A 24,414-nucleotide genomic window follows, 5' to 3' on the forward strand; every position below is an offset into this window, starting at 1 on the left:
GCGTCAGAACCCGTTCTCGGGGTCGCCCAGGAGCTGGGCCACGTGGTCGGGGACGTAGTTCGCGAGCTCGCGCGGGGGACGCACGTAGTCGCCCGACGCGGGCGGGCGCTCGGGCAGCACGACCTTGTCGTGCGGCACGTCGACGTAGCCGATCGTCGAGAGCAGGTGCGAGATCATGTTGAGCCGCGCGTTCTTCTTGGAGTCCGACTCGACGACGAACCACGGGCTGCCGGGCACGTCGGTGTGCACCATCATCTCGTCCTTGGCGCGCGAGTAGTCCTCCCAGCGGTGGATCGACTCGAGATCCATGGGGCTCAGCTTCCACTGGCGCACCGGGTCCGAGAGGCGCGACCGGAAGCGCTTGAGCTGCTCGCCGTCCGAGACCGAGAACCAGTACTTGCGCAGGATGATCCCGTCGTCGATGAGCATCTGCTCGAAGACGGGCGTCTGCCGCATGAAGCGGTCGTACTCCTCGGGGGTGCAGAAGCCCATGACCCTCTCGACGCCGGCCCGGTTGTACCAGGAGCGGTCGAACAGCACGATCTCACCCGCCGCGGGCAGGTGGGCGACGTACCGCTGGTAGTACCACTCGGACCGCTCGCGCTCGGTCGGTGTCGGCAGGGCCGCGATACGCACGACGCGCGGGCTCAGGTACTGCGTGATGCGCTTGATCACGCCGCCCTTGCCGGCTGCGTCGCGCCCCTCGAAGATCACGACGACACGCGCCCCGGTGGCCTGGGTCCACTGCTGGAGCCTGACGAGCTCGGCCTGCAGCCGGAACAGCTCGGCCTCGTAGACCTCGCGGGGCAGCCCCTTGTCCTTCTTCGACTTCTTCTTCGACGTCTTCGACATGGCGTCACGCTACCGCTGGGCCGGGACGACGCGGGCGGGACGCGCTCGACGCCTGCGGGCGCCCCACGGGCTGTGGCCGTCCGCCCGTCAGCGCCCTGTGGCCACGGGCGAGGGCGCGGGCTTCATCCGCCGGTCGACCCAGCCGAGCCCTGCCGCGAGCAGCAGGAACACCACGGCCACGACGCCCGTGTTGAGCAGCGCCTGCGGGTACCCGATCTCGGTCACGTCCATGAACGGGTACGGGTACCAGTGCGAGAACGCGCCCTGCACGAAGATGTAGACGATCCACGCGAGCGGTGCGAGGACCGACCACCAGATCGTCGTGGTGTCGATGCGTGGCCGCGGCCCCACGACGAGCCACCCGAGGACCGCGAGCAGCGGCCCCGCCTGGTGCAGCAGGAGGTTCGTGAAGATCCCGGCGACGCTCAGCTCCTGGAGGCCCGCGAGGACGGTGTTGTACACGAGGCCCGTCACGGCGATGCACAGCAGCGCGTCGAGGCGCGCGACGCGGAACACGCGCCCGTCCCGCAGCGGGTCCACGAACAGCAGGGCGCACGTGGCCCCGACCAGGACGTTCGACAGGATCGTGAAGTAGCTGAAGAAGTGGACGACGAGATCCGTGGTGGTGTCGCCCGGGAGCGGTCCGCGCCCGAGCGTGCCGAAGAGCTCCCAGACGACGCCGACGAGCGCCATGGCCGCGACGACGCCGTGCCACCAGCGCGCCGCGGCCGGTCCGCGCAGGCGGTCGCCCACGCCTGACGACGCCGTCACGGGAGCGGAGGTCACGAGAGGCGGCCGACGTACGCCATGGCCTGCCGCAGGAGCGTGCCCTGCCCACCGTGCATCTCGAGCTGCACCTGGTCGCTGCACGCCTGCTCCGGCGTGAGCCATGCGAGCTCGAGCGCCTGCTGCTGCGGCTGGCAGTCGCCCGAGACCGGGACGACGTACGCGAGCGAGACCGCGTGCTGGCGCGGGTCGTGGTACCCCGTGATCCCGGGGGTGGGCAGGTACTCGGCGACAGTGAACGGCTGCGGGGACGCCGGGACGTGGGGCAGGGCCACGGGCCCCAGGTCCTTCTCGATGTGCCGCAGCAGCGCGTCGCGGATCCGCTCGTGGTACATCACGCGCCCCGACACGAGCGCCCGGGTCATCTGCCCCTCGGGCGTCACGCGCAGCAGCAGCCCGACGGCGACCACGTCGCCCGAGTCGTCGACCCGGACCGGGACCGCGTCGACGTAGACGAGGGGCAGGTGGGAGCGTGCGGCCGCGAGGTCCTCCGCGCTCAGCCACCCGGCGGGCTGGGGGATCTCGCGGGAGAAGTCGTCGGGCGGGAAGTCGGCGGTGTCCGTCACCTGACTGTTCTACCACCCGGGACGCGGACTCGCGCTGAACCCGGTGGGCGGGGTCGGCTCCCGGGCAGCGGTGGCTGCACAGCCCCGGACCCTGCCCACCGGTCGAGTCTCAGGAGCCCCCGGGCTCCGCCGCCAGGGCGTCGACCGGCGGTGCCACGGGCTCCGCGAGACGCGCGATGAGCTCGACGAGCAGGCGCTCGCCGACCGCGGACGGCAGCGCCTCGACGAGGGCCAGCAGCGGAGCCATGGGACCCGTGCCGGGCTCGGGGGCGTCGCCGCCGCGCGGGTCCGCGCCGCCCAGCACGGTGGCCTGCACGAGCCCCCACGCCGTGGCCGCGTCGAGCGACCCGAGCCCGGCGACCGCCTCGGCGGGCTCGATCCCCGGGGCCAGGCTCGCGATCAGGGCGCCCAGGACCTCCTGCGGGTCCGGGCGCGGCACACCGCGCACGGCCTCCGCGGCGGTGACCAGCGCGGCACCGAGCTCATCGACCACGCTCGCCGTCACAGGGGTCACCGTGAGGTGCGTCGTGTGCGGCAGGCGTGAGCCGTCGGGCTGGGTGTACCCGGGCTGCGGCTGGAGCACGAACCCGCTCGCGCGGACGGCGTCCGACCACACGTGCGGGTCGACCCGCCGGTCCGCGGGCAGCGACTCGTCGGTCGCGACCGCCACGAGCGGCCCCACCGGGTCGCCGACCACGCGCAGGCCCTCGACCGTGTCGAGCACCTGGCGCAGCGCGAGCGTCGCGACGGCGCACCGTGCCGTCACGGCCCGGTAGCCCGGCACGCCGAGCGCCTGCGTCACGGCCCAGGCCGCGGCGAGCGGCCCCGCCGACTTGGAGCCCATGATCGTCGAGTTCACGACCGGGTAGCCCGGCCAGCGCGTCGTCGCGAACAGCTGGTGGCGCTGCCGGTCCCGGTCCCGCGTGAGCAGGACCGAGGCGCCCTTGGGGGCGTAGCCGTACTTGTGGACGTCGGCGGAGATCGAGGTGACCCCCGGCACGCGGAAGTCGAAGAGCGGGACGTGCGCGGCGTCGTCGGGCCAGAAGGGCAGCACCCAACCGCCCACGCACGCGTCCACGTGGACCGGGACCCCCAGGGCGCTCGCGGCCGCCGCGACCTCCTCGACCGGGTCCACGACCCCGTGCGGGTACGACGGCGCGGAGACCACGACGAGGGCGACGTCGCTCCCGTCGCCCACCGCCGCGGCCAGGTCGGCCGGGACCGCGCGGCACGTCGCCGGGTCCACGGGGACGAGCACGAGGTCGAGCCCCAGGTAGGTCGCGGCCTTGTGGAACGCCGCGTGGACGGTGCTCGGCGCCACGACCTTGGGCGCCCGGCCGAGCGTCGCGAGCGTGTGCGGCGTGCCGTCCGCCCGCGGCGGCTGCGCCGCGAGGAACGCGTCACGGGCCGTCTTGACGGCGAGCAGGCAGCTCTCGGTCCCGCCGGACGTCACCGTCCCGACGACGCCGCTCGCGTCCTGCGCGCCCGTCCCGTGCAGCATGTCGCGCGCGAAGGCCACGAGCTCGCGCTCCATGACCGCGACCGAGGAGAACGTCGTGGGGTCCAGGGCGTTGAGCGGCTGGACCGCCCGGATCGCGTCCCCCGCGAGGGCGTCGAGCTCGGCCAGGTCCGGGTCGTAGACGTACGACAGGACGCGTCCTCCGTGCGTCGGGGCGTCGGCCGCCCGCAGCGCTGCGAGGCGGTCGAGGATGCCCTCGGTCCGCAGGACGGGCGGGGCGGGCAGGGGGGTGTCGTCAAGGGCGCTCATGCGCTGCGGGCTCCTCGGTGGGCACGTCGATGTCGCCCCTGCGCAGTCGATAGCGTACGAGGGCCAGGAGGCTCAGCGCGACAAGAACCGCCGGGACCAGCGAGAACGAGAGCGCGATGCCGTCCACTGCGGCCGTCGTCTGCTCGGGCGTGAAGCCCGCGCTCGACGACTGGTAGCCCGTGACCCACTGCACGAGGCTCAGCAGCCCGGCGCCGAACGCCATACCCGTCGTCTCGCCCGCGGTCCACACGCCGCTGAACGCCCCGCCACGGTCAGACGGCCCCTGGCCCGCGACGGGGACCGTACGGGCGTCGTGCGCGATCACGTCGGGCAGCATCGCGAGCGGGAGCGCCTGCATGCCCGCGTACCCGACGCCCGCGAGCGCGGTCGGCAGGTACACCCAGTCACCCGGAGCCCACGCGAGCGGCACCATGCACAGCGTCGCGACCGCGAACAGCGAGCTCGCGAGGACGAAGCTGCGCTCCTTGCCGACCCGGCGCGCGAGCCGGTTCCAGAGCGGCATGACCAGCAGCGCGGGCGCGATGAGCGCCGCGAACAGCAGGCTCACCGCAAGGGTCGACTCGAGGACGTAGGTCGCGACGTAGTTCGCGGCCGCGAGCATGAGGCCCGTCGCGAGGGCCTGGAGGAAGAACGCCGTGAGCAGGACCCGGAAGGGCTGGCTGCGGCGCAGGGTCGCGACGGCCTCCGAGACCGCGACGCGGAAGGCGCCCGCGGCCGAGGTGGCCGCCTGCGGGGCCTGTGCGCCCGCGGGGAGCGACGCCGTCGGGCCGGCTGCTCGTGCGCCACGCGGGGCCACCCGGGACGCGACGAACATGCCCGCGCCGATCACCAGCCCCGCGACCACGCCCAGCGTCAGGTACCCCGACAGCGAGCTCGTCTCGCCGCGCAGCACCGGGCCCCCCGCCCCGAACAGCAGGATCGCGAACGCGAGCGTCGCCACCCGCCAGCTGATGAGGCGCGTGCGCTCGTCGTACGTCGGTGCGATCTCTGCGGGCAGCGCGATGTACGGCACCTGGAACAGCGAGAACGCCGTCGCGGCGAGCAGGAAGGCCACGAGCACCCAGATCGAGGCCGCGACCGTCGACGCCCCGCCCGGCACCGCGAACGTCAGCGCGAAGAACACCGGGATCGTGCAGGCGCCGATCGTCATGAAGCGCCGCCGCGAGCCCGTGCGCGCCAGGTCGCGGTCGCTGCCGTACCCGATGAACGGGTCGATCACGACGTCCCAGACTTTGGCGCCCGTGACGACCAGGCCTGCGACCGCGGCCGGCACGGCGAGCGCGTCGGTCAGGTAGTACAGGAGCATGAGGCCCGGCAGGGTGCCGAAGCCACCCGTGCCGACCGAACCGACGGCGTATCCCGCGATCGTGCGCGGCCTGAGGCGTTCCACGCGCCACAGCCTAGACGTGATCTCGGTCACTGCCCGGGAGGTCCGGGGAGGTCGGCGCTCCGAGGGTCCGGCAGGCGGCCGCGAGGAACCCGGCGTATGTTCGCCCGCGGGCCGGGAATACCTCCCGGGAACCCGTTGCTGCACCTGGTGAACCCCTCAGGAAGGACCTTCATGGCAACCCAGGAACTCACCGGCGCCACGTTCGAGCAGACCATCAAGGACAACGACATCGTCCTGGTGGACTTCTGGGCGTCGTGGTGCGGCCCGTGCCGCCAGTTCGCCCCGGTGTTCGAGGCGTCCTCGGAGACCCACCCCGACGTCGTGCACGGCAAGATCGACACCGAGGCCGAGCAGGCGCTCGCTGCCGCCGCGAACATCACCTCGATCCCGACGCTCATGGCGTTCCGCGAAGGCGTCCTCGTCTTCTCGCAGCCCGGCGCGCTCCCTGCACCCGCTCTCGAGCAGGTCGTCGAAGCGGTCAAGGGGCTCGACATGGACGACGTCCGTGCGCAGATCGCCCAGGCCTCGGCCGCGGAGTCGAACGGCCAGGCGAACGCCTGACGCGTCGACCGCCCAGCATCACCGAAGGACCCCGGCCTCGGCCGGGGTCCTTCGTCGTGCAGGGCGGGTCGTGGTCCGTGGCCGTCAGGCGGCCGGCCGTGCGGCCGGCTCGTGCTCGGCGGCCCCTCGTGCGGCCACCGGTCGTGCGGCGTTCCGGCGGGCCGCGCGCTCGCGCGCTCGGTCCGAGGGCTCGGGGAGGCTCGCGAACCGCCGCTCGAGCGCGGTCAACCACCGTGCGCGCCGGGCGGGGGAGACCTCGGCGACGCGCGGGTGGTTGACCCACCGGACCCGTGGCACGCCGAGCTGGCCGAAGACCCCCCGGGCCACGACGCGGTGCACCGGGGCGCCGAACCACAGGCGGTAGAGCGGTCCGGGGGTGGTCATGGTCGTCACGAGCGTGACGCCCGAGAGCCCGAGCAGTCCTCGGAGGGTTCCGACCCGGCTCTCGGTGTACGCGAAGCCGGGGACCAGGACCTTGTCGAGGAACCCCTTGAGGCGCGCGGGCATGACCTCCCACCAGACGGGGTGGACCAGGACGAGGTGGTCGGCGGCGGCCAGGCGGTCCTGGTACTGCGCGACCCGGGGGTCGACGGTCCGTCCCTCGCGCCACGCGCCCAGGTCTGCGCGCCGGACCACGGGGTCGAAGTCGTCGAGGTCGAGGTCGATCACGTCGACGTCGTGCCCGGCGCTGGTCGCACCGCGGATCGCGGCGGCGGCGAGCGCCCGGCTGTAGCTGCCCTCGTAGGGGTGGTCGATCACGAGCAGGACGCGCACGGTAACTCTCCTTAACGTTGTTCAATCTAACAACGTTAGAGTTGCTGAACATCGTTAAGGTGTCAAGGTGAGGGCGTGCGGCCGACCCGTGGCCGCCGACGATCCGAGGAGGACGGGCGATGGCCGAGCGGCTGGACCGGGAACGCGTGGTGCGCGCGGCGCTCGCGCTGCTCGACGAGGTCGGGCTCGACGGGCTGACCTTGCGCCGGCTCGCCCAGGACCTCGGCGTCAAGGCGCCCGCGCTCTACTGGCACTTCGCGAGCAAGGCCGACCTGCTCCACGAGATGGCCGTCACCATGCTGCGAGACCTCGTCGACGGCGAGGCCTGGGACGAGGCGACGCTCGCCGGGTCTCCCTGGCAGGACTGCGTGCGCGACTCCGCGACGAACCTGCGCCGCATGCTGCTCGCGCACCGCGACGGTGCGCGCGTCTTCAGCGGCACCCTCGTCACGGACGAGGCGCTGCGCGACGCGGTCGAGGTCCCGCTGGGCGTCCTCACGTCCGCAGGCTTCACGCCCGACGACGCCGCGCGCGCCTGGGGGACCGTGCTCAGCTTCGTCCTGGGTTTCGTCGTCGAGGAGCAGGCGGGCGGTGGTGCCGGAGGTGCTGGCGGCACCGAAGGGGCGGGCGGTTTCGACGAGCGCTTCGGCTTCGGTGCCGACGTGATCGTCGCGGGGCTGGGGGAACGGCTCCGCTGACACCCGGCTCCGCAGCCGCCAGCGCTGGCGGGCCGACGCCCTGCGGAGGATCGTGGAGGGGGAGCGCGGACGCGACGAGGCGTCCGCCCCGGACGGCGGAGGACGTCATGAGCGGCTCGGTAGCGCGCATCACCCAGATCAGTGCACGGTCCGACGTGAGCTTCGACGACGCGGTGAAGACCGGGATCGAGAGGGCGAGCGAGACGCTGCGCAACCTCACGGGGGCGTGGGTCAAGGAGCAGAAGGTCGAGGTCAGGGACGGGAAGATCGTCGCCTGGCAGGTGGCGCTCGAGGTCACGTTCGTCCTCGACTGACGGTGGGCTGGGCGGGCGCGCCGGCTTGACCCGTGCCAGCACGGGCGGCTATTTGACCCTGCCTCCGGGATTCCCGTACCCTTGAACGTCGGTGCGCTCGGTGCGCACTGGTCCCGTGTGCCCATGGTCCGGTCGCACTCGCACGCCACGGTGTGTTGAGTCCTGCCAAGACGACCAGACATGGCGAGCACGCCAAGACTAGAAGAGATGAGCAACAACGTGGTGTACGCGATCGTCAAGGCCGGTGGCCGCCAGGAGAAGGTGTCCGTCGGCGATATCGTCGTCGTCGACCGTCTGTCGGCTGGTGCCGGACAGTCCGTCGAGCTTCCTGCGATCCTGCTGGTGGACGGGGAGAAGGTGACCCACGACGCTGCGGCGCTCGCGAAGGTCAAGGTCACTGCTGAGGTCGTCCGGGACGAAAAGGGCCCGAAGATCACGATCCTCAAGTACAAGAACAAGACCGGCTACCGCAAGCGCCAGGGTCACCGTCAGCAGCTGACCCGCCTCAAGGTCACCGGCATCAAGTGACTTCCCTCGGCGGCTCGTGACGGCCGCCACAGGTGATCCCACCCCCTCTTCTTCCAGCACGAAAGCAGGTTCGACATGGCACACAAGAAGGGCGCGAGCTCCTCGCGCAACGGTCGTGACTCCAACGCCCAGCGCCTCGGCGTGAAGCGCTTCGGTGGCCAGGTCGTCAGCGCCGGCGAGATCATCGTCCGCCAGCGCGGCACCCACTTCCACCCGGGCAACAACGTCGGTCGCGGTGGCGACGACACGCTGTTCGCCCTGACCGCCGGTGCGGTCCAGTTCGGTACGCGCCGCGGGCGCAAGGTCGTCGACATCGTCTCTGCCGAGGCCTGATCCACGACGCAGCACGCTTGACAGGAGGGGCGCACAGACGCGGTGCGCCCCTCCTGGTGTTCTTCCCCCCTGCTTGAGAGGACCATTTCCATGGCCACGTTCGTCGACCGCGTCGTCCTGCACGCCTCCGGCGGTGACGGCGGCAACGGTTGCGCCTCCATCCGCCGGGAGAAGTTCAAGCCGCTCGCCGGCCCTGACGGTGGCAACGGGGGTGACGGTGGGACCGTGCGGATCGTCGTCGACTCCCAGACCACGACGCTCCTCGAGTTCCACCACTCGCCGCACCGCCACGCGACCTCCGGTACCCAGGGCATGGGTGACCACCGCGCCGGCGCCAACGGCGGGGACCTGATCCTGCGCGTGCCCGACGGCACCGTGATCAAGGACACCGACGGCAACGTCCTGGCCGACCTCGTCGGCGAGGGCGCCGAGTACGTCGCCGCCGCAGGTGGCCGGGGCGGCCTCGGCAACGCCGCGCTCGCCTCCCAGCGCCGCAAGGCCCCGGGCTTCGCGCTGCTCGGCGAGCCCGGTGAGGAGGCCGACTTCGTCCTCGAGGTCAAGTCGATCGCCGACGTCGCGCTCGTCGGGTTCCCGAGCGCGGGCAAGTCCTCGCTCGTCGCCGCGATCTCCGCAGCCCGGCCCAAGATCGCCGACTACCCGTTCACGACCCTCGTCCCCAACCTGGGCGTGGTCCAGGCGGGCGACTCGCGCTACACCGTCGCCGACGTCCCCGGCCTCATCCCCGGCGCGAGCCAGGGCAAGGGACTCGGCCTCGAGTTCCTGCGCCACATCGAGCGCACCGCCGTGATCGTGCACGTGCTCGACTGCGCGACCCTCGAGCCCGATCGTGACCCGATCTCCGACCTCGAGGCCCTCGAGGCCGAGCTCGACGCCTACGCGGGCGACCTCGACATCGAGGGGGCCCGGCTCCCGCTCAACGAGCGCCCGCGCCTCGTGGTGCTCAACAAGATCGACGTCCCCGAGGCCCGCGAGCTCGCCGAGCTCGTGCGCCCCGACCTCGAGGCCCGCGGCCTGCGCGTCTTCGAGATCTCGACCGCGAGCCACGAGGGCCTGCGCCCCCTGACGTTCGCGCTCGCCGAGCTCGTCGACCAGGCCCGCCGCGAGGCCCCGGCCCCCGCCCCGGCGCGCACGATCCTGCGCCCCAAGGCCGTCGACGACGCGGGCTTCACCGTGACCCGCAAGGGTGGTGCCGAGACCGGCTTCTACTACGAGGTCCGTGGCTCCAAGCCCGAGCGCTGGGTCCGCCAGACCGACTTCTCGAACGACGAGGCCGTGGGCTACCTCGCGGACCGCCTCGCACGCCTGGGGGTCGAGGAGAAGCTCTTCAAGGCCGGCGCCGTCGCGGGCGACGAGGTGCGCATCGGCTCCGACAAGAACGCGGTCGTGTTCGACTGGGAGCCCACGCTCATCACGGGCGCCGAGCACCTCGGCGGCCCCCGCGGCTCCGACCTCCGCCTCGAGGACACCTCGCGCCCCACGCGTACCGACAAGCGCCGCGAGTACACCGAGCGCATGGACGCCAAGGCCGAGGCCCGCGCCGAGCTCTGGACCGAGCGCGAGTCCGGCCACTGGACGGACCCCGACCAGGACTGACCTCCCGCGCGGGTCGACGAGCGTCGTCGACCGTGCACGTCCGCCCGCAGGGCGGGTACGGCCCCTCGGGTCGTGCCCGCCCTGCGGCGTCCCCGGGGGTCTCGACCCCGCGCCCGGGCGGCACGGGCGCCCAGGGGGAGCGTCGTCGTCGTGCCCGGGCCGGCGGCATGCCGCCCACGCCGTCCCACCGTGAGGTGTCACACGGTGAAACGGCGCCCCGTCCGAGCGCCCGGCGCGGGATGATGAGCCCGTGAATGCGCTCTCCGCACGCTCCCAGGTCGCCACGGCCCACCGGGTCGTCGTCAAGATCGGCTCCTCGTCCCTCACCGGACCGGACGGGCACCTCAGCGTCCCGGCCCTGCACGCGCTCGTCGACGTGATCGCGGCCCGCCACGCGGCGGGCGGGCAGGTCGTGCTCGTGACGTCGGGGGCGATCGCCGCGGGGATCGGTCCGCTGGGCCTGAGCGCGCGACCGCGCGACCTCGCGACGGCCCAGGCCGCGGCCTCGGTGGGGCAGGGGCTCCTGGTCGCCCGCTACGCCCAGGCGTTCGCCGAGTACGGCATCCGCGTGGGCCAGGTGCTCCTCACGGCCGAGGACACCATCCGCCGCGGGCACTACCGCAACGCGCAGCGCTCGCTCGAGCGGCTCCTGGACCTGGGCATCGTGCCGGTCGTCAACGAGAACGACGCGGTCGCGACCGACGAGATCCGCTTCGGGGACAACGACCGTCTCGCGGCCCTGGTCTCGCACCTGGTGCGCGCCGACGCGATGGTCCTGCTGACCGACGTCGACGGCCTGTACGACGGCCCGCCCTCGCGCCCGGGCACGCAGCGCATCCGCGAGGTCCGGTCCGCGCTCGACCTCGAAGGCATCGAGGTCACGGGCCGGGGCAGCTCGATCGGGACCGGCGGCATGCTCACCAAGCTCGAGTCGGTGCGCATCGCGACGGGCTCGGGCATCCCGGTCGTCCTGACCAAGGCCGCGCACGCCGAGGGCGCGCTCGCGGGGCACGAGGTGGGGACCTGGTTCGCCGTGACGGGCAAGCGCACCACGCGCCGGCGCCTGTGGCTCGCGCACGCGGCCCGCACGCGCGGACGACTCGAGCTCGACGAGGGAGCGGTCGCCGCGGTGCTGGGCGGACGCGCGTCGCTGCTGCCCGCAGGCGTGGTCGGCGTCACGGGAGACTTCGACGCGGGCGACCCCGTCGAGCTCGTCGCCCCCGACGGGCGCGTGATCGCGCGCGGCCTCGTCGCGTTCGACTCGAGCGACATCCCGGACCTGCTCGGCCGTTCGACGCACGAGCTGCGCGACAAGCTCGGCGAGGGGTACGACCGCGAGATCGTGCACCGCGACGACCTCGTGCTCGTGGGGCGCAAGCGCAAGGCGTCCTGAGTCGTCTCACGGTGTGGGACGGTCTGCTCACCCCTTGACTCGGTGGCCTCGGGCGGCTTTCCTGTGCGCCAGGTGAAGAGCGCCAGCGCCAAGACCCGGCTCGCTGGCCAGCAACCCTTCGACGTGACGGGGTGCTCCGGGTGGTACCTGACCGCGACCCGTCGGGCGCGGTAAGCACACGGAGGAACGGGCGATGCGCGCACTCGGAACGCAACAGGGGCTCGACGGCAGGGGTGTCCGCTGCCTCGACGCGGGGACCCTCGTGCTCTGTTGTCGCTGACACGCGGCTGACCCCTCGCCGCTCCTGACGTGCGGCCGACATCCCGTCCCACCCTCGCCGTCCCCTGACGGCCCCCACCGCCGCTCACCGTGAGCCCGGCGTCGATCCGACGCACCCACGGTCCGTCGGCGACCCCTCAGCGCCCCGGCCGTGCCGGACCGACGGCGCGCACGACCGAAGGAGCACTGCTCGCATGTCCCTCTCGACCTGGCCCTCGGGCCCCGGCGGCCGCACGGCCCCGTCTCGCCGCGCGCTCGTCGCGGCCTCCCTCGCCGCGACGGCGCTCCTGCTCGGGGCGTGCGGCTCCGGTGGCGGCAGCACCGCGGACGGCGCGTCCCCCGGCCCGACGGCGGAGCCCGTCCCGGGCGGCAACCTCACCTTCGCGGTCACGGTCGACTCGCACTGCATCGACCCCCAGCAGGTCGGGAACAACGACGCGATCGCCTCGGCCCGCCAGACCGTGGCCTCGCTCACCGCGCAGGACCCGGACACGGGAGAGATCCTGCCGTGGCTCGCGGAGAGCTGGGAGGTCGACGCGGACGCCACGAGCTTCACGTTCACGCTCCGGGAGGGGCCGACGTTCGCCGACGGCACGCCGATCGACGCGGCCGCCGTCAAGACGAACTTCGACAAGATCGTCGAGCTCGGCGCGGCGGCCTCGCTCGGCTCTGCCTACCTCGTCGGGTACGAGGGAACCACGGTCGTGGACCCCCGCACCGTGCGGGTCGACTTCTCGGCACCCAGCGCGCAGTTCCTCCAGGCGTCCTCGACGTTCTCGCTCGGACTGCTCTCGCCCGCTTCCGCCGCGCTCAGCGTCGAGGACCGGTGCGCCGGGAAGTTCGTGGGCTCCGGGCCGTTCGCGGTGAGGTCCTACACGTTCGACCAGGAGGTCGTGCTCGAGAAGGTCGCCGGCTACGACTGGGCCTCCGGGGCCGACGACCACACCGGGGAGGCGTACCTCGACACCGTGACCGTGAAGTTCGTGCCCGAGGCCAGCGTGCGTACCGGCAGCCTGCTCTCGGGCCAGATCGACGCGACCGCGGCCATCAGCACGGTCGACCTGCCGCAGTTCGACGGCAACGGCTTCTGGCTCGCGTACCGGGCGAACCCGGGCGTCGTCTTCAACCTCTTCCCCAACGAGTCGCGACCGCTCGCCGCCGACCCGGCGGTGCGGCAGGCGATCAGCAAGGGCATCGACCGCGAGGAGATCGCCGCGACCCTGCTGACCCCGCAGGACGAGCCTGCGACGAGCGTGCTGTCGCACTCGACCCCGCTGTGGGCCGATGTCTCGGACGACCTCGCGTACGACCCGGACGGTGCGGAGGCGCTCCTCGACGACGCCGGCTGGGTCGAGGGCGCCGACGGTGTGCGGGTCAAGGACGGTCAGCGGCTGTCCACCACGGTCACGTTCTGGCAGGTGGCCGAGCCGCTCGAGCTCGTCCAGCAGCAGCTCGCGAAGATCGGCGTGGACCTCCAGCTCAAGCAGGTCACGGTCGCCGAGTCCACCGAGCTCAAGAAGTCCGGGGACTTCGACTTCGACTACTACAACCTGACGCGCTCGGACCCCGACGTGCTGCGCACGATCTTCTCGGCCAACGCGCGCAACATCAACAAGCGGGCACCCGAGGAGGTCGACGACCTGCTCGACCGCTCGGCCGCGTCGACGGACCCGGCCGAGCGGCAGGAGCTCGTGACCCAGGCTGCGCGTCTCCTGGTCCAGCAGGGGCATGCGATCCCGGTCTACGAGCTCTCGACGACGATCGCGGCGGCCGACACTGTCCACGGCCTGGGCTTCGAGGCGTCGACCCGCCTCGACTTCTACGGCGCCTGGGTCCAGCAGGACTGAGCAGCGGCTCGGCGGGACGCGTCGCGAGCGTCCCGCCGGGCCGGCGCTCCCGCCACCGATCCGACCACCTGCGCGTCACGACCCGCGTCACCATCCGCACGTCACCACCCGAGAGGAGCCGACCATGGGCCGGTACATCGCCCGCCGCCTGGGGCAGGGAGGCTTCGTCCTGTGGGCGGCCTTCACGATCTCCTTCTTCCTGCTCTACGTCCTGCCGAGCGACGCGGCCTCGATCAAGGCGGCCGGAGCCGACGGCGACCTCTCGGACCCCGAGCTCGTCGCGCGCCTGCGTGCCGAGCAAGGGCTCGACCGCCCCGTCCTGGTCCAGTACGCGCACGGCCTGTGGGGAGCGCTGCACCTGGACTTCGGGCGCTCGTTCTCCTCGGGGGCGCCCGCCACCAAGCTCCTGGCCGAGGCGCTGCCGCCCACGCTCCAGCTCACGGCCCTGGCCCTCGGGCTCGCGCTCGTCGGCGGAGCCGCGCTCGCGCTCGCGAGCACCTTCCCGCGCGCCCGCTGGCTCCGGCACGCGCTCGCGTCGCTGCCGGCCCTGGGCATCTCGTTGCCGACGTTCTGGGTGGGGCTGCTCCTGCTCCAGTGGTTCTCGTTCGAGCTGCGGCTGTTCCCCGCCATGGGCAACGAGGGGTTCGAGAGCCTCGTCCTGCCGGCGTGCACGCTCGCGATCCCCGCGAGCGCGGCGTTCGCGCAGGTCCTCTCGCGCAGCCTGCGCCAGACCCTGGCCGAGCCCTACGTCGAGACCGCTCGGGCCAAGGGCGCGGGGCGTGCGCGCGTGCACTTCGGTCACGCCCTGCGCAACGCGTCCATCCCGGCGCTCACGGTGCTCGGCGTGACGGTCGGGGGACTCCTGGCCGGTGCGGTCGTGACCGAGACGGTCTTCTCCCGGGCCGGGGTCGGTCGCCTGACGGTGACCGCGGTCAACCAGCAGGACGTGCCCGTGGTCCAGGCCATCGTGGTCTTCTCGGCCCTGGTCTTCGTCGTCGTGACCCTGCTGGTGGACCTGCTCTACCCCGTGCTCGACCCCCGGATCACCACCCGCCAGCCCTCCGCCGCGGCGTGAGGGCACGGAGGAGGACATCATGACCGCACGACTCGACACCTACACCGTCCCGGAGACCTTGTCCCCGGACGCTCCCGCGCCGGACGGGCCGGCCCCGCTCGACGGGCCCGACGCGCGGCCGTCCCTCACCGACCCGGCCCCGCTCGACGCCACGGACCGCCGCGTCAGGGGAGCGCGGTCGTCGCTGCGCGCGCTCGGCCGGGCAGGGATCGCGGTGCTGCGCCGCCCCGGCCTGCTGCTCGCGGTGCTGTTCCTGCTGCTCGTGGTCGCGTGGGCGCTCGCACCGGGCGTCTTCGCGTCCCAGGACCCGATCACGGGGGTCCCGGCGGACCGCCTGCAGGCGCCGAGCGGCGAGCACCTGTTCGGCACCGACCACCTGGGGCGCGACGTGTACGCCCGGGTGGTGCACGGCTCGTGGCTCTCGCTGAGCGCGACCGTGATCGCGGTCGCGCTGGGGCTGTCGGTCGGCTCGTTGCTGGGGCTGCTCGCGGGCTTCCTGCGGGGGTGGGTCGACGACGTCGTGGGGAGGGTGGTCGACGTGCTGCTCGCGGTGCCGAGCCTGCTGCTCTCGCTCGCGATCATCACGGTGCTGGGGTTCGGCACGGTCAAGGTGGCGATCGCGGTCGGCATCACGACGATCGCGGCGTTCGCGCGCGTCATGCGTGCGGAGGCGCTGCGGACGTCGTCGACGACGTACGTCGAGGCCGCCCGTGCGTCGGGCGTGCGCTGGTACACGGTGCTGCGACGTCACGTCCTGCCCAACTCGGCGGGCCCCGTGGTGGCGCTGACCGCGCTCGAGCTGGGGTCGTCCGTCCTCGCGATCTCGGCCCTGAGCTTCCTGGGCTACGGGGCCGCGCCCCCGACCCCGGAATGGGGTGCGCTGGTGTCCGGCGGGCGCGACTACCTCGCCGCCGCGTGGTGGCTCACGACGCTGCCGGGGCTCGTGATCGTCGCGGTCGTGCTGTCGGCCAACCGCGTCTCCCGCTCGCTCGAGAAGGACGGAGAGGACCGATGAGCGTCCCCGTGCCCGACGACGTCCTGCTGGACGTCCGGGATCTCCACGTCGGCTACCGCACGACGACGGGAGGTGACGCGCCCGCCGTCGACGGGGTCTCGCTCCAGGTCCATGCGGGCGAGGTCGTGGCGCTGGTGGGGGAGTCGGGGTCCGGCAAGAGCACCACGGCCCACGCGGTCATCAACCTGCTGCCGCGCGGGGGCCGCCGTACGTCGGGCACGATCCGGTTCGGCGGGCAGGACCTGACCGGGCTGAGCGAGGGCGAGTGGCGCGAGGTCCGCGGGCGCAGGATCGGCCTGGTGCCGCAGGACCCGACCGTCTCGCTCAACCCGGTCCAGCGCGTGGGCGACCAGGTCGCGGAGGTCCTCGTGATCCACGGGCTCGCACGTCGTCGCGAGGCGCGCAGGCGCGCGGTCGACCTCCTGGAGAAGGCGGGCCTCGACGACCCGGCCGCTCGCGCCCGGCAGTACCCGTCGCAGCTCTCGGGCGGCATGCGCCAGCGCGTCCTCATCGCGATCGCGATCGCCGCCGGGCCCGACCTCGTGATCGCCGACGAGCCGACGAGCGCGCTCGACGTGACGGTCCAGCGCCGCATCCTCGACCACATCGAGCTGCTGCGCTCGACGCTCGGCACGGCGGTGCTCCTCATCACGCACGACCTGGGGGTGGCCGCAGACCGTGCCGATCGCATCGTGGTCCTGCGGCACGGCCGGGTCGTGGAGGAGGGGCCTGCACGCAGCGTCCTGGCGGACCCGAAGCATCCGTACACGCGCGAGCTCATCGCGGCCGCGCCGAGCCTCGCGAGCACCCGCCTGGGCTCGGGGGCCGCGGTGCGGGCCACGGCACGGCCGGCCGCCAGGCCCGACGACGACGCCCGGGCCGCGCCGTCCGCCCCGCTCCTCGAGGCGAGGGGGCTGCGCAGGGAGTTCCCGCTGCCGCGCGGGGCCGCGTCGCGCTCCCTGGTCGCGGTCGACGACGTGAGCTTCGACCTGCACGCCGGGCAGACGTTCGCGCTCGTGGGCGAGTCGGGCTCGGGCAAGAGCACGACCGCGCGCCTGGTGCTGCGCCTCGAGCAGCCGACGGCCGGTTCGCTGGTGCTCGACGGGACGGATCTCACGGCGGCCCGCGGCGAGGAGCTGCGCAGGCTCCGTCGACGGTTCCAGGTCGTGTACCAGAGTCCGTACGCGTCCCTCGACCCGCGCTTCACGGTCGAGCAGATCGTCGAGGAGCCGCTGCGCGCGTACAAGGTGGGGGACCCCCGCGAGCGCCGGGCCCGGGTGCGCGAGCTCGTCGACCAGGTCGCGCTCCCGGCGACCTCGCTGGGGCGGGGGCCTCGGGAGCTGTCGGGCGGGCAGCGTCAGCGGGTCGCGATCGCGCGCGCCCTGGCCCTGCGCCCCGACCTGGTGGTCCTCGACGAGCCGGTCTCGGCGCTCGACGTCTCGGTCCAGGCCCAGATCCTGGACCTGCTGAGCGCGCTCCAGACCGAGCACGGGCTGGCGTACCTCTTCATCTCGCACGACCTCGCGGTGGTCCGGCAGGTCGCCGACCACGTGGGCGTGATGCACCGAGGGCACCTCGTCGAGACGGGGACCGCCGACCGGATCCTCCTCGACCCGCACGAGGAGTACACGCGCGAGCTGGTCGCGGCCATCCCGGGGCGCCGGGCGCTCGCGGACGTCGAGTGAGGGCCCAGGAGCCACGGGGCGGCCCTGACCAGGCCACCGCACGGCCGGTCCTCTACGGCGGGGGCGCGCGACGGCGTCGGGCCGCTTCACGTCTCGGACGCCGCAGACAGGCACGGCGCGTGCGTCGTAGGCTCGTCGCATGACCGCGCTCAGCCCCGCCTCCGACCTCGACCAGCCCGCGACCGCCGTCACGGGCACCCCGCAGGCGAACGACCCCACGGCCTCCGCGCCGTCCGTCGCCCGCGACGTCGAGGACACGGCCCGCCGCGCCAAGGTGGCCTCGCGCACGCTCGCGACCGCGACGCGAGCCACCAAGGACGCCGCGCTGCACGCGCTGGCCGACGCCCTGGTCGCGGCCACCGCGGAGATCGTCGCGGCCAACGCGCAGGACCTCGAGCGCGGACGGGCGAACGGCACGTCGGCCGGGCTCCTCGACCGCCTCGCGCTGACCCCTGAGCGGATCGTCGCGATCGCCGACGCCCTGCGCGAGCTCGCGACGCTGCCGGACCCGGTCGGCGAGGTCGTCCGCGGCTCGACGCTGCCCAACGGCCTGCGCCTGCGCCAGGTGCGCGTGCCCATGGGGGTCGTCGGCATGATCTACGAGGCACGCCCCAACGTGACCGTCGACGCCGCGGGCCTTGCGCTCAAGAGCGGCAACGCCGTCATCCTGCGCGGTGGCTCGGCCGCCGCGCGCTCGAACGAGGTGATCGTCGAGGTCCTCGGGCGCGCGCTCGCGGCCCAGGGGCTGCCCGCAGACCTGGTGCAGTCGATCGACCGGCACGGGCGCCCCGGCGCCGTCGCGCTCATGCACGCGCGCGGCCTCGTCGACGTGCTCGTCCCGCGCGGGGGAGCGGACCTCATCCAGACGGTCGTCCGCGAGTCCACGGTGCCGGTGATCGAGACCGGCGTGGGCAACTGCCACGTGTACGTCGACGCGTCGGCCGACCAGGCCAGCGCCCTGGAGATCCTGCTGAACTCCAAGACGCAGCGCGTCGGGGTGTGCAACGCGGCCGAGACGCTGCTCGTCCACGCCGATGCCGCGCCGCAGTTCCTGCCCGCGGCGCTCGCGGCGCTCGACGGCGCCGGCGTCGTGCTGCACGGTGACCCCCGGACGGCCGAGCTCGCCCCGGCCGGCGTCGAGATCCTCGCCGCGACCGACGACGACTGGGCGCGCGAGTACCTCGCCCCGGAGATCGCGGTGCGGGTCGTGCCGGACCTCGACGCGGCGATCGAGCACATCCGCACCTGGACCTCGGGGCACACCGAGGCGATCGTGACCCGGGACCTGGCCTCCTCGGAGCGGTTCGTGGCCGAGCTGGACTCCGCGGCCATCATGGTCAACGCCTCCACCCGCTTCACCGACGGGGCGCAGTTCGGGCTCGGTGCGGAGATCGGCATCTCGACCCAGAAGCTCCACGCGCGCGGCCCCATGGGGCTCGCCGAGCTCACGACGACCAAGTGGGTCGTGCACGGCGACGGCCACGTGCGTCCCTGATCACATGCTGCTCGACGTCCAGCACGACCGTGAGAGACTGGACGGCGATCGGCGCCCGCGCAGATCACCCGCTGACCCGCACCACGCTCAGAACCACTAGGAGGACATCGTGCTCGCTGCTGCCGCACAGGTTGCCCAGGAGAACACCGAAGCCGTCACCCACCTCCCGATCCCGCCCGTCGGGTTCGGCATCGTCGCCTTCGGGGTGCTCGTCGGCCTGCTCCTCGTGACCTACGCCTTCCGTAGCGTCGGTACCCGCCACTGACCCGGGCGCTGGTGGATCCTTCGGAGATGACGGCGAGCAGGAGGCCCCGGCTGGGGGTGATGGGTGGCACGTTCGACCCCATCCACCACGGCCACCTCGTCGCGGCGAGCGAGGCCGCGGCCCGCTTCGACCTCGACGAGGTCATCTTCGTCCCCACCGGGAAGCCCAGCTTCAAGCAGCACCAGAAGGTCAGCGCGCCGGAGCACCGCTATCTCATGACGGTGATCGCGACCGCCTCCAACCCGCGATTCACCGTGAGCCGGGTCGACGTCGACCGTCCGGGGCTCACCTACACCGTCGACACGTTGCGCGACCTGCGTGAGCTGCGCCCCGAGGCGGACCTCTACTTCATCTCCGGTGCCGACGCGATCGAGCAGATGCTGACCTGGAAGGATGCCGACGACCTCTGGAAGATGGCACACTTCGTGGCGGTCTCCCGTCCGGGACACCGGCTCAGTGTCGACAGCCTGCCGCCCGGGGTCGTCTCCACGTTGGAGATCCCGGCGCTCGCCATCTCGTCGACCGAATGCCGTCAACGAGCGGAGGCCGGCCAACCGGTCTGGTACCTGGTGCCGGACGGAGTCGTCCAGTACATCGCGAAGCACGGCCTGTACAGAGGATCAGCATCATGAGTGATCAGCACGGGAGCATGCAGCCCGTCCGCCCGTTGACGCGCCGAGAGATCCGCGAGCGTGAAGCCGCGGCGGCCGAGCAGGCGGCAGGAGGCGCGCCGTCCGCGTCGGGAGGCTACGCCCCGCCGCCGGCCCAGGCCCCGGCCGCCCCGCCGCCGTCGCGGCGTTCGATGCGTGACGTGTCGGCCCCTACCCCCTCGGACGGGTACTCGACCCCGGCGCCCGTCGTGCGCCCGCCGTCGATGACGGGTGGCATGCGCGGCGTCGACGAGACCGGTCGGCTCACCCCGATCCAGGAGACGGCCGAGCGGGTCGCGATCCGTCCTGCCCAGTCCCCGCCCCCCGGGATGACGCCCCCGGTCCGCCAGAGCATGCGGGCCCCGTCGACCGCACCGTCGCCGTTCGCGACGCCGACGCGTCCGGCGGTCCCCGAGCCGGCGCCCCAGAGCGCGACCTCCCCTTTCCCCCCGGCGCAGCAGGCCTCGCCCTTCCCGCCCGCGCGGGAGTCGGTGTCGTCACGGACGCCCGCGCCGGACACCCCGCGTGCCGCTGCGACCCCCGCGCCTGCCCCTGCGGCGCTGCCGTGGGAGCAGAGCGCTCCCAGCGGGCTCGCGCAGCAGGCGCCGGAACCGGCCCGTGCTGCCCTCCCGTGGGAGACGCAGGCCCCGGCCCAGCCGCCTGCGCCTGCGTCCCCGTTCCCCGGGGCGCCGAGCGCCGCGGCCCAAGGACCCGACGAGGACTCACCGTTCCCCGTCGCCGGGGGAGCGCGGCAGAGCCTCGCGGCCCGCGGTGCGGAGGACGACGAGGACGACGAGGTGGACGAGCGGCCTCCGGGGCACGCGTACACCTGGCTGCACTACCTGATCCTCATCGCCGTGGCCTTCGTCCTGGGCCTGCTGATCTGGAAGCTCCTCCTGGGCGAAGGGCCGAGCACCGCGGAGCCCGCCGCGCAGGTCGGCGTCGAAGCCACTGCTTCGAGCCCCACGCACCACCACGGCCCGTCCTTCTGACGGGCCTCGAGACAACACACGGAGAGTCGTGACTGCAACGGAACGCGCTGTCGAGCTTGCGGTGATCGCGGCCCGCGCCGCATCGGACCGCAAGGCCGAAGAGATCATCGCCCTGGACGTCAGTGAGCAGCTCGTGCTCACCGACGTCTTCCTGATCGCCTCGGGGACGAGCGAACGGCAGGTGTCCGCGATCGTGGACGCCGTCGAGGAAGAGCTGCACAAGGTGGGCGTCAAGCCCATCCGCCGCGAGGGCAAGTCGGAGTCGCGCTGGGTCCTGCTGGACTTCGGCGACATCGTCGTGCACGTCCAGCACTCGGAGGACCGGGTCTACTACGCGCTCGAGCGCCTCTGGAAGGACTGCCCGGCCATCGAGCTGCCCGAGGACGCACGCGGTGGGGACGGCTCCTCGGACGCGGGCGACGTGTCCGACGGCTCGATCCACCTCGCGGAGGACTCGCAGGCGTGAGCGCTCGCACCGTCGTCTTCCTGCGCCACGGGCGCACCGAGTACAACGCGGCCATGCGCCTCCAGGGGCAGGTCGACATCCCGCTGGACGCCGTCGGTCACTGGCAGGCCGAGCAGGGGGCACGGTCGCTCGCGGCCGCGCACGCCGCGACGGTCGTCGTCGCGTCGGACCTGACGCGTGCGGCCGAGACCGCCAGGTACTACGGGAAGGCGACGGGGCTGCCCGTCTCGCTCGACGAGCGCCTGCGTGAGCGTGGGTTCGGCGAGTGGGAGGGCATGACGGGCGAGGAGCTCTCCGAGCGCTGGCCCGACGAGTACGCGGCGTGGCGCCGTGGCGAGGAGCCCGCGCGTGCGGGCGCCGAGTCGCGGGCCGACGTCGCGGCCCGCATGGTCGAGGCCGTGACCGAGCACGCGGACGCGCTCGACGAGAAGGACACCCTCGTCGTCGTGTCGCACGGTGCGGCGATCACGCTCGTGATCACCGCGATGCTCGGGCTGGACCCGTCGACCTGGCGGGGGATCTCCGGGCTGAACAACGTCCACTGGTCCCAGCTGCAGCGCTCGGGGGCCAACGCCCACCCTGCGTGGAGGCTCGTCGCGCACAACGTCGGAGCGGACTTCTCGCTCGACGAGTGGGCGTCTGGACCCGATTGGATTTTCCAGCCGACTTCGGCATAAACTAGCGATGCTTCCGAGGGGGAAAACCTCACGGAAGCACGGGGCCAGCAATGGTTCTGGGGCTGTGGCGCAGCTGGTAGCGCACCTGCATGGCATGCAGGGGGTCAGGGGTTCGAGTCCCCTCAGCTCCACCCGACACGAAGGCCGTCTCCCGCGAGGGAGGCGGCCTTCGTCGTTGTCCGGGGTTGTTTTCACCCGGTACGGACCGAATGTGTCGTACGTCACGGGTGGGTCATTCGTCCCCACCAGCATCGCGCGGGCTCACGAGTACGCCGCATCAGCCCGGGACGGGGCAGGCTGCCTCGGCCGGCGTCACCGCCGCTCGTTCCCCCGTCGGTAGTTCCCGGTCGCCCGCGCCAGGAGGTGCTGCGCCCGGTCCTCGTCAGCCGTCTCCAGAGCGGCGATCAGTCGCGCCGCCTGGGCGCCGGAGATCGTCGCCACCAGCCGCCCGCCTCGGTAGGCCAGGACGGTCCCGGACGCCGTGACGCGGTGGTCGAACGGGTCCTCGACGAGTCGCCCGCGTGCGTCGGGCGGGCCGGATGCGCTCATGACGCGACCCTAGCCAGCGGCGAGCGGCAGATGCCAGGTGATTGGCGCCGTCGGGCAGGGGCGGACCTGCGGCGCGGGTGAGACGGGTGCGCCCGTCCGAGACGGGTCTCCGCACCGCTGGCGCACACACCCGCCTCGGACCGGACCGCCCGTCTCGCCCCCCGGACCGTGATCCGCGTGGACGACATTCGTCCACGATGCGTGCCTTGCGGCGGATCCTTTGCCGTACCGATACCGTGCAGCCATCCGAGCAAGGAGGTCAGCATGCGCATCGGCGTGCCCAGAGAGACCCGTCCCGGCGAGCGGCTCGTCGCCGCGACGCCCCGTACGGTGGCCCAGCTCGTGGGCCTCGGGTACGACGTCGTGGTCGAGCACGGTGCCGGTGAGCGCGCGAGCTACCCCGACGAGGCGTACGCGGAGGCGGGCGCGACCTTGGGGGACGCGGCGCAGGCGTGGGGAGCGGACGTCGTCACGGCCGTCAACAGCCCGTCGGCCGAGCAGGTCGCGTCGCTGAGCGAGGGGGCGACCCTGGTCGCCATGCTGGCCCCCGGTGCGAACGAGGCACTCGTGCAGCAGCTCGCGGACCACGGCGTCACGGCGCTGGCCCTCGACGCCGTGCCGCGCATCTCGCGCGCCCAGTCGCTCGACGTGCTCAGCGCGATGTCGAACGTCGCGGGGTACCGCGCGGTGATCGAGTCTGCGGAGGAGTACGGCGGCATGTTCGCCGGCCAGGTCACCGCGGCGGGCAAGACGGCGCCCGCGACCGTGTTCGTGATCGGCGCCGGCGTCGCAGGTCTTGCCGCGATCGGCACGGCCGCGAGCCTCGGCGCGCAGGTGCGTGCGTTCGACGTGCGGCCCGAGGTCGGCGAGCAGATCGAGTCGATGGGCGCGGAGTTCGTCCAGGCCGAGGGCGCGCGCCAGGAGGTCAGCACCGACGGCTACGCGAGCGCGCTGACCGCCGAGCAGGAGCGCCTCACGGCCCAGATGTACGCGGCCGAGACGGCGCGCGCCGACATCGTCGTCACGACGGCCCTGGTGCGGGGTCGTGCGCCGCGCACCATCAGCGCCGACATGGTCGCCGCGATGCGCCCCGGCAGCGTGATCGTGGACCTCGCGGCCTCGGGTGGTGGCAACTGCGAGCTCACGGTGCCGGGGGAGCGCGTCGTGACGGACAACGGCGTCGTGATCCTCGGGTACACGGACCTCACGAGCCGCATGCCCAAGCACACGTCGCAGCTCGTCGGGACGAACATCGTCAACCTGCTCAAGCTCCTGACCCCGGGCGGCGACGGACAGGTCGTGCTCGACCTCGACGACGAGGTGCTGCGCGGCATGACGGTCGCGCGGGCGGGCGAGGTCCTGTGGCCGCCGCCCCCGGTCGCGGTCTCGGCCGCGGCCCCGGCAGCTCCCGCGGTCGACGAGGCCCAGGCCGCGCTGGACGCAGCGACCGCGCTGGACGCCGCCCGACGACGTGGCACCCGCCGGGCGGTCGGGTACGCCCTGGCCGCGGTCCTGGCAGCGCTCGCCATCACGTTCTCGCCGCCCGCGTTCGTGGGGCACTTCACGGTGTTCGCGCTCGCGGTGGTCGTGGGTTACTACGTGATCTCGAACGTGAGCCACTCGCTGCACACCCCCCTCATGGCCCAGACGAACGCGATCTCCGGGATCATCCTGGTCGGCGCGCTCCTGCAGATCGGCGACTCGAGCTGGGTGGTCACCACGATCGCCTTCGTCGCGGCCGCCCTGGCCTCCGTCAACATCTTCGGTGGGTTCCTCGTGGCCTACCGCATGATCGGCATGTTCCGGAAGGAGGCCTGACCC

At 73.0% G+C, this 24,414-nt stretch carries 25 protein-coding genes, 1 tRNA gene and 1 riboswitch; of the genes, 19 read left to right on the forward strand and 7 right to left on the reverse strand.

Going from position 1 to position 24,414, the window contains the following annotated elements; translation table 11 throughout:
- Positions 1-3: 3 nt before the first annotated feature.
- The 5 genes from ppk2 to H9640_RS01130 all read right to left on the reverse strand — a co-directional run bounded on the left by ppk2 (position 4) and on the right by H9640_RS01130 (position 5,383).
- Entirely contained in the window at positions 4-852 is an 849-nt protein-coding gene (gene ppk2, locus H9640_RS01110; RefSeq protein WP_191788894.1) for a polyphosphate kinase 2, read from the reverse strand.
- 87 nt (positions 853-939) lie between these two features.
- Complete coding sequence (locus tag H9640_RS01115) at positions 940-1,623, reverse strand: Pr6Pr family membrane protein (protein WP_318243589.1); 684 nt, start codon at positions 1,621-1,623, stop codon at positions 940-942.
- Positions 1,624-1,634: 11 nt separating this feature from the next.
- Complete coding sequence (locus H9640_RS01120; protein WP_191788895.1) at positions 1,635-2,204, reverse strand: NUDIX hydrolase family protein; 570 nt, start codon at positions 2,202-2,204, stop codon at positions 1,635-1,637.
- A gap of 109 nt (positions 2,205-2,313) precedes the next feature.
- Complete coding sequence (locus tag H9640_RS01125) at positions 2,314-3,972, reverse strand: pyridoxal phosphate-dependent decarboxylase family protein (protein ID WP_191788896.1); 1,659 nt, start codon at positions 3,970-3,972, stop codon at positions 2,314-2,316.
- Positions 3,959-5,383: an MFS transporter gene (locus H9640_RS01130; RefSeq protein WP_318243590.1), complete on the reverse strand. Its 1,425-nt coding sequence runs from the start codon at positions 5,381-5,383 to the stop codon at positions 3,959-3,961. The genes H9640_RS01125 and H9640_RS01130 overlap by 14 nt, the downstream gene beginning before the upstream one ends.
- Before the next feature lie 171 nt (positions 5,384-5,554).
- On the opposite strand from H9640_RS01130, the gene trxA reads away from it, so the two are divergent.
- Complete coding sequence (trxA, locus tag H9640_RS01135; protein ID WP_191788897.1) at positions 5,555-5,944, forward strand: thioredoxin; 390 nt, start codon at positions 5,555-5,557, stop codon at positions 5,942-5,944.
- Between the two features lie 84 nt (positions 5,945-6,028).
- Here the strand turns inward: trxA and H9640_RS01140 are convergent, their stop codons facing one another.
- On the reverse strand, positions 6,029-6,718 hold the full coding sequence (locus tag H9640_RS01140; protein ID WP_191788898.1) for an NAD(P)H-dependent oxidoreductase: 690 nt from the start codon (positions 6,716-6,718) through the stop codon (positions 6,029-6,031).
- A gap of 119 nt (positions 6,719-6,837) precedes the next feature.
- Between H9640_RS01140 and H9640_RS01145 the strand changes: the two genes are divergently transcribed.
- The 17 genes from H9640_RS01145 to H9640_RS01225 all read left to right on the forward strand — a co-directional run bounded on the left by H9640_RS01145 (position 6,838) and on the right by H9640_RS01225 (position 22,175).
- Positions 6,838-7,416, forward strand: a complete 579-nt coding sequence (locus tag H9640_RS01145) for a TetR/AcrR family transcriptional regulator C-terminal domain-containing protein (RefSeq protein ID WP_191788899.1) — start codon at positions 6,838-6,840, stop codon at positions 7,414-7,416.
- 107 nt (positions 7,417-7,523) lie between these two features.
- The gene (locus H9640_RS01150; RefSeq protein ID WP_056651409.1) at positions 7,524-7,730 is read left to right on the forward strand and encodes a dodecin family protein; all 207 of its coding nucleotides are present in this window, start codon (positions 7,524-7,526) and stop codon (positions 7,728-7,730) included.
- Positions 7,731-7,949: 219 nt separating this feature from the next.
- A complete protein-coding gene (gene rplU, locus H9640_RS01155; RefSeq protein WP_191789147.1) occupies positions 7,950-8,258 on the forward strand; it encodes a 50S ribosomal protein L21 in 309 nt (102 codons plus the stop codon).
- A 75-nt stretch (positions 8,259-8,333) separates the two neighbouring features.
- Entirely contained in the window at positions 8,334-8,591 is a 258-nt protein-coding gene (gene rpmA, locus H9640_RS01160) for a 50S ribosomal protein L27 (protein ID WP_030151568.1), read from the forward strand.
- Positions 8,592-8,681: 90 nt separating this feature from the next.
- The gene (gene obgE / locus H9640_RS01165) at positions 8,682-10,205 is read left to right on the forward strand and encodes a GTPase ObgE (protein ID WP_191788900.1); all 1,524 of its coding nucleotides are present in this window, start codon (positions 8,682-8,684) and stop codon (positions 10,203-10,205) included.
- A 250-nt stretch (positions 10,206-10,455) separates the two neighbouring features.
- Positions 10,456-11,598 (forward strand): glutamate 5-kinase, encoded by a 1,143-nt coding sequence (gene proB, locus H9640_RS01170; protein ID WP_191788901.1) that lies wholly within the window; start codon positions 10,456-10,458, stop codon positions 11,596-11,598.
- A 71-nt stretch (positions 11,599-11,669) separates the two neighbouring features.
- Positions 11,670-11,781, forward strand: a riboswitch (SAM riboswitch).
- 290 nt (positions 11,782-12,071) lie between these two features.
- Positions 12,072-13,724: an ABC transporter substrate-binding protein gene (locus tag H9640_RS01175; RefSeq protein WP_191788902.1), complete on the forward strand. Its 1,653-nt coding sequence runs from the start codon at positions 12,072-12,074 to the stop codon at positions 13,722-13,724.
- Positions 13,725-13,848: 124 nt separating this feature from the next.
- Positions 13,849-14,799: an ABC transporter permease gene (locus H9640_RS01180; RefSeq protein WP_191788903.1), complete on the forward strand. Its 951-nt coding sequence runs from the start codon at positions 13,849-13,851 to the stop codon at positions 14,797-14,799.
- Between the two features lie 19 nt (positions 14,800-14,818).
- Positions 14,819-15,814 (forward strand): ABC transporter permease, encoded by a 996-nt coding sequence (locus tag H9640_RS01185; RefSeq protein WP_191788904.1) that lies wholly within the window; start codon positions 14,819-14,821, stop codon positions 15,812-15,814.
- Positions 15,811-17,499: a dipeptide ABC transporter ATP-binding protein gene (locus H9640_RS01190; protein WP_191788905.1), complete on the forward strand. Its 1,689-nt coding sequence runs from the start codon at positions 15,811-15,813 to the stop codon at positions 17,497-17,499. Before H9640_RS01185 ends, H9640_RS01190 begins: the two co-directional genes overlap by 4 nt.
- A gap of 139 nt (positions 17,500-17,638) precedes the next feature.
- Complete coding sequence (locus H9640_RS01195) at positions 17,639-18,994, forward strand: glutamate-5-semialdehyde dehydrogenase (RefSeq protein ID WP_191788906.1); 1,356 nt, start codon at positions 17,639-17,641, stop codon at positions 18,992-18,994.
- 109 nt (positions 18,995-19,103) lie between these two features.
- A complete protein-coding gene (locus H9640_RS01200; protein WP_191788907.1) occupies positions 19,104-19,259 on the forward strand; it encodes a hypothetical protein in 156 nt (51 codons plus the stop codon).
- Between the two features lie 26 nt (positions 19,260-19,285).
- Positions 19,286-19,891 carry a nicotinate-nucleotide adenylyltransferase gene (gene nadD / locus H9640_RS01205; protein WP_191788908.1) on the forward strand — a complete coding sequence of 202 codons (606 nt, stop codon included), beginning with the start codon at positions 19,286-19,288 and terminating at the stop codon, positions 19,889-19,891.
- Positions 19,888-20,901 carry a hypothetical protein gene (locus H9640_RS01210; protein WP_191788909.1) on the forward strand — a complete coding sequence of 338 codons (1,014 nt, stop codon included), beginning with the start codon at positions 19,888-19,890 and terminating at the stop codon, positions 20,899-20,901. The genes nadD and H9640_RS01210 overlap by 4 nt, the downstream gene beginning before the upstream one ends.
- A gap of 28 nt (positions 20,902-20,929) precedes the next feature.
- The gene (gene rsfS / locus H9640_RS01215; RefSeq protein WP_191788910.1) at positions 20,930-21,367 is read left to right on the forward strand and encodes a ribosome silencing factor; all 438 of its coding nucleotides are present in this window, start codon (positions 20,930-20,932) and stop codon (positions 21,365-21,367) included.
- Positions 21,364-22,044 carry a histidine phosphatase family protein gene (locus tag H9640_RS01220; protein WP_191788911.1) on the forward strand — a complete coding sequence of 227 codons (681 nt, stop codon included), beginning with the start codon at positions 21,364-21,366 and terminating at the stop codon, positions 22,042-22,044. Before rsfS ends, H9640_RS01220 begins: the two co-directional genes overlap by 4 nt.
- Positions 22,045-22,102: 58 nt before the next feature.
- Positions 22,103-22,175 (forward strand) — tRNA-Ala (locus H9640_RS01225).
- Positions 22,176-22,356: 181 nt separating this feature from the next.
- Here the strand turns inward: H9640_RS01225 and H9640_RS01230 are convergent.
- Complete coding sequence (locus tag H9640_RS01230) at positions 22,357-22,593, reverse strand: hypothetical protein (RefSeq protein ID WP_191788912.1); 237 nt, start codon at positions 22,591-22,593, stop codon at positions 22,357-22,359.
- Positions 22,594-22,857: 264 nt separating this feature from the next.
- Here H9640_RS01230 and H9640_RS01235 point away from each other — a divergent pair, with 264 nt between their 5' ends.
- On the forward strand, positions 22,858-24,411 hold the full coding sequence (locus H9640_RS01235) for a Re/Si-specific NAD(P)(+) transhydrogenase subunit alpha (RefSeq protein ID WP_191788913.1): 1,554 nt from the start codon (positions 22,858-22,860) through the stop codon (positions 24,409-24,411).
- Positions 24,412-24,414: the final 3 nt, after the last annotated feature.

The organism is Oerskovia gallyi (assembly GCF_014836745.1).
Taxonomy (GTDB): domain Bacteria; phylum Actinomycetota; class Actinomycetes; order Actinomycetales; family Cellulomonadaceae; genus Oerskovia; species Oerskovia paurometabola.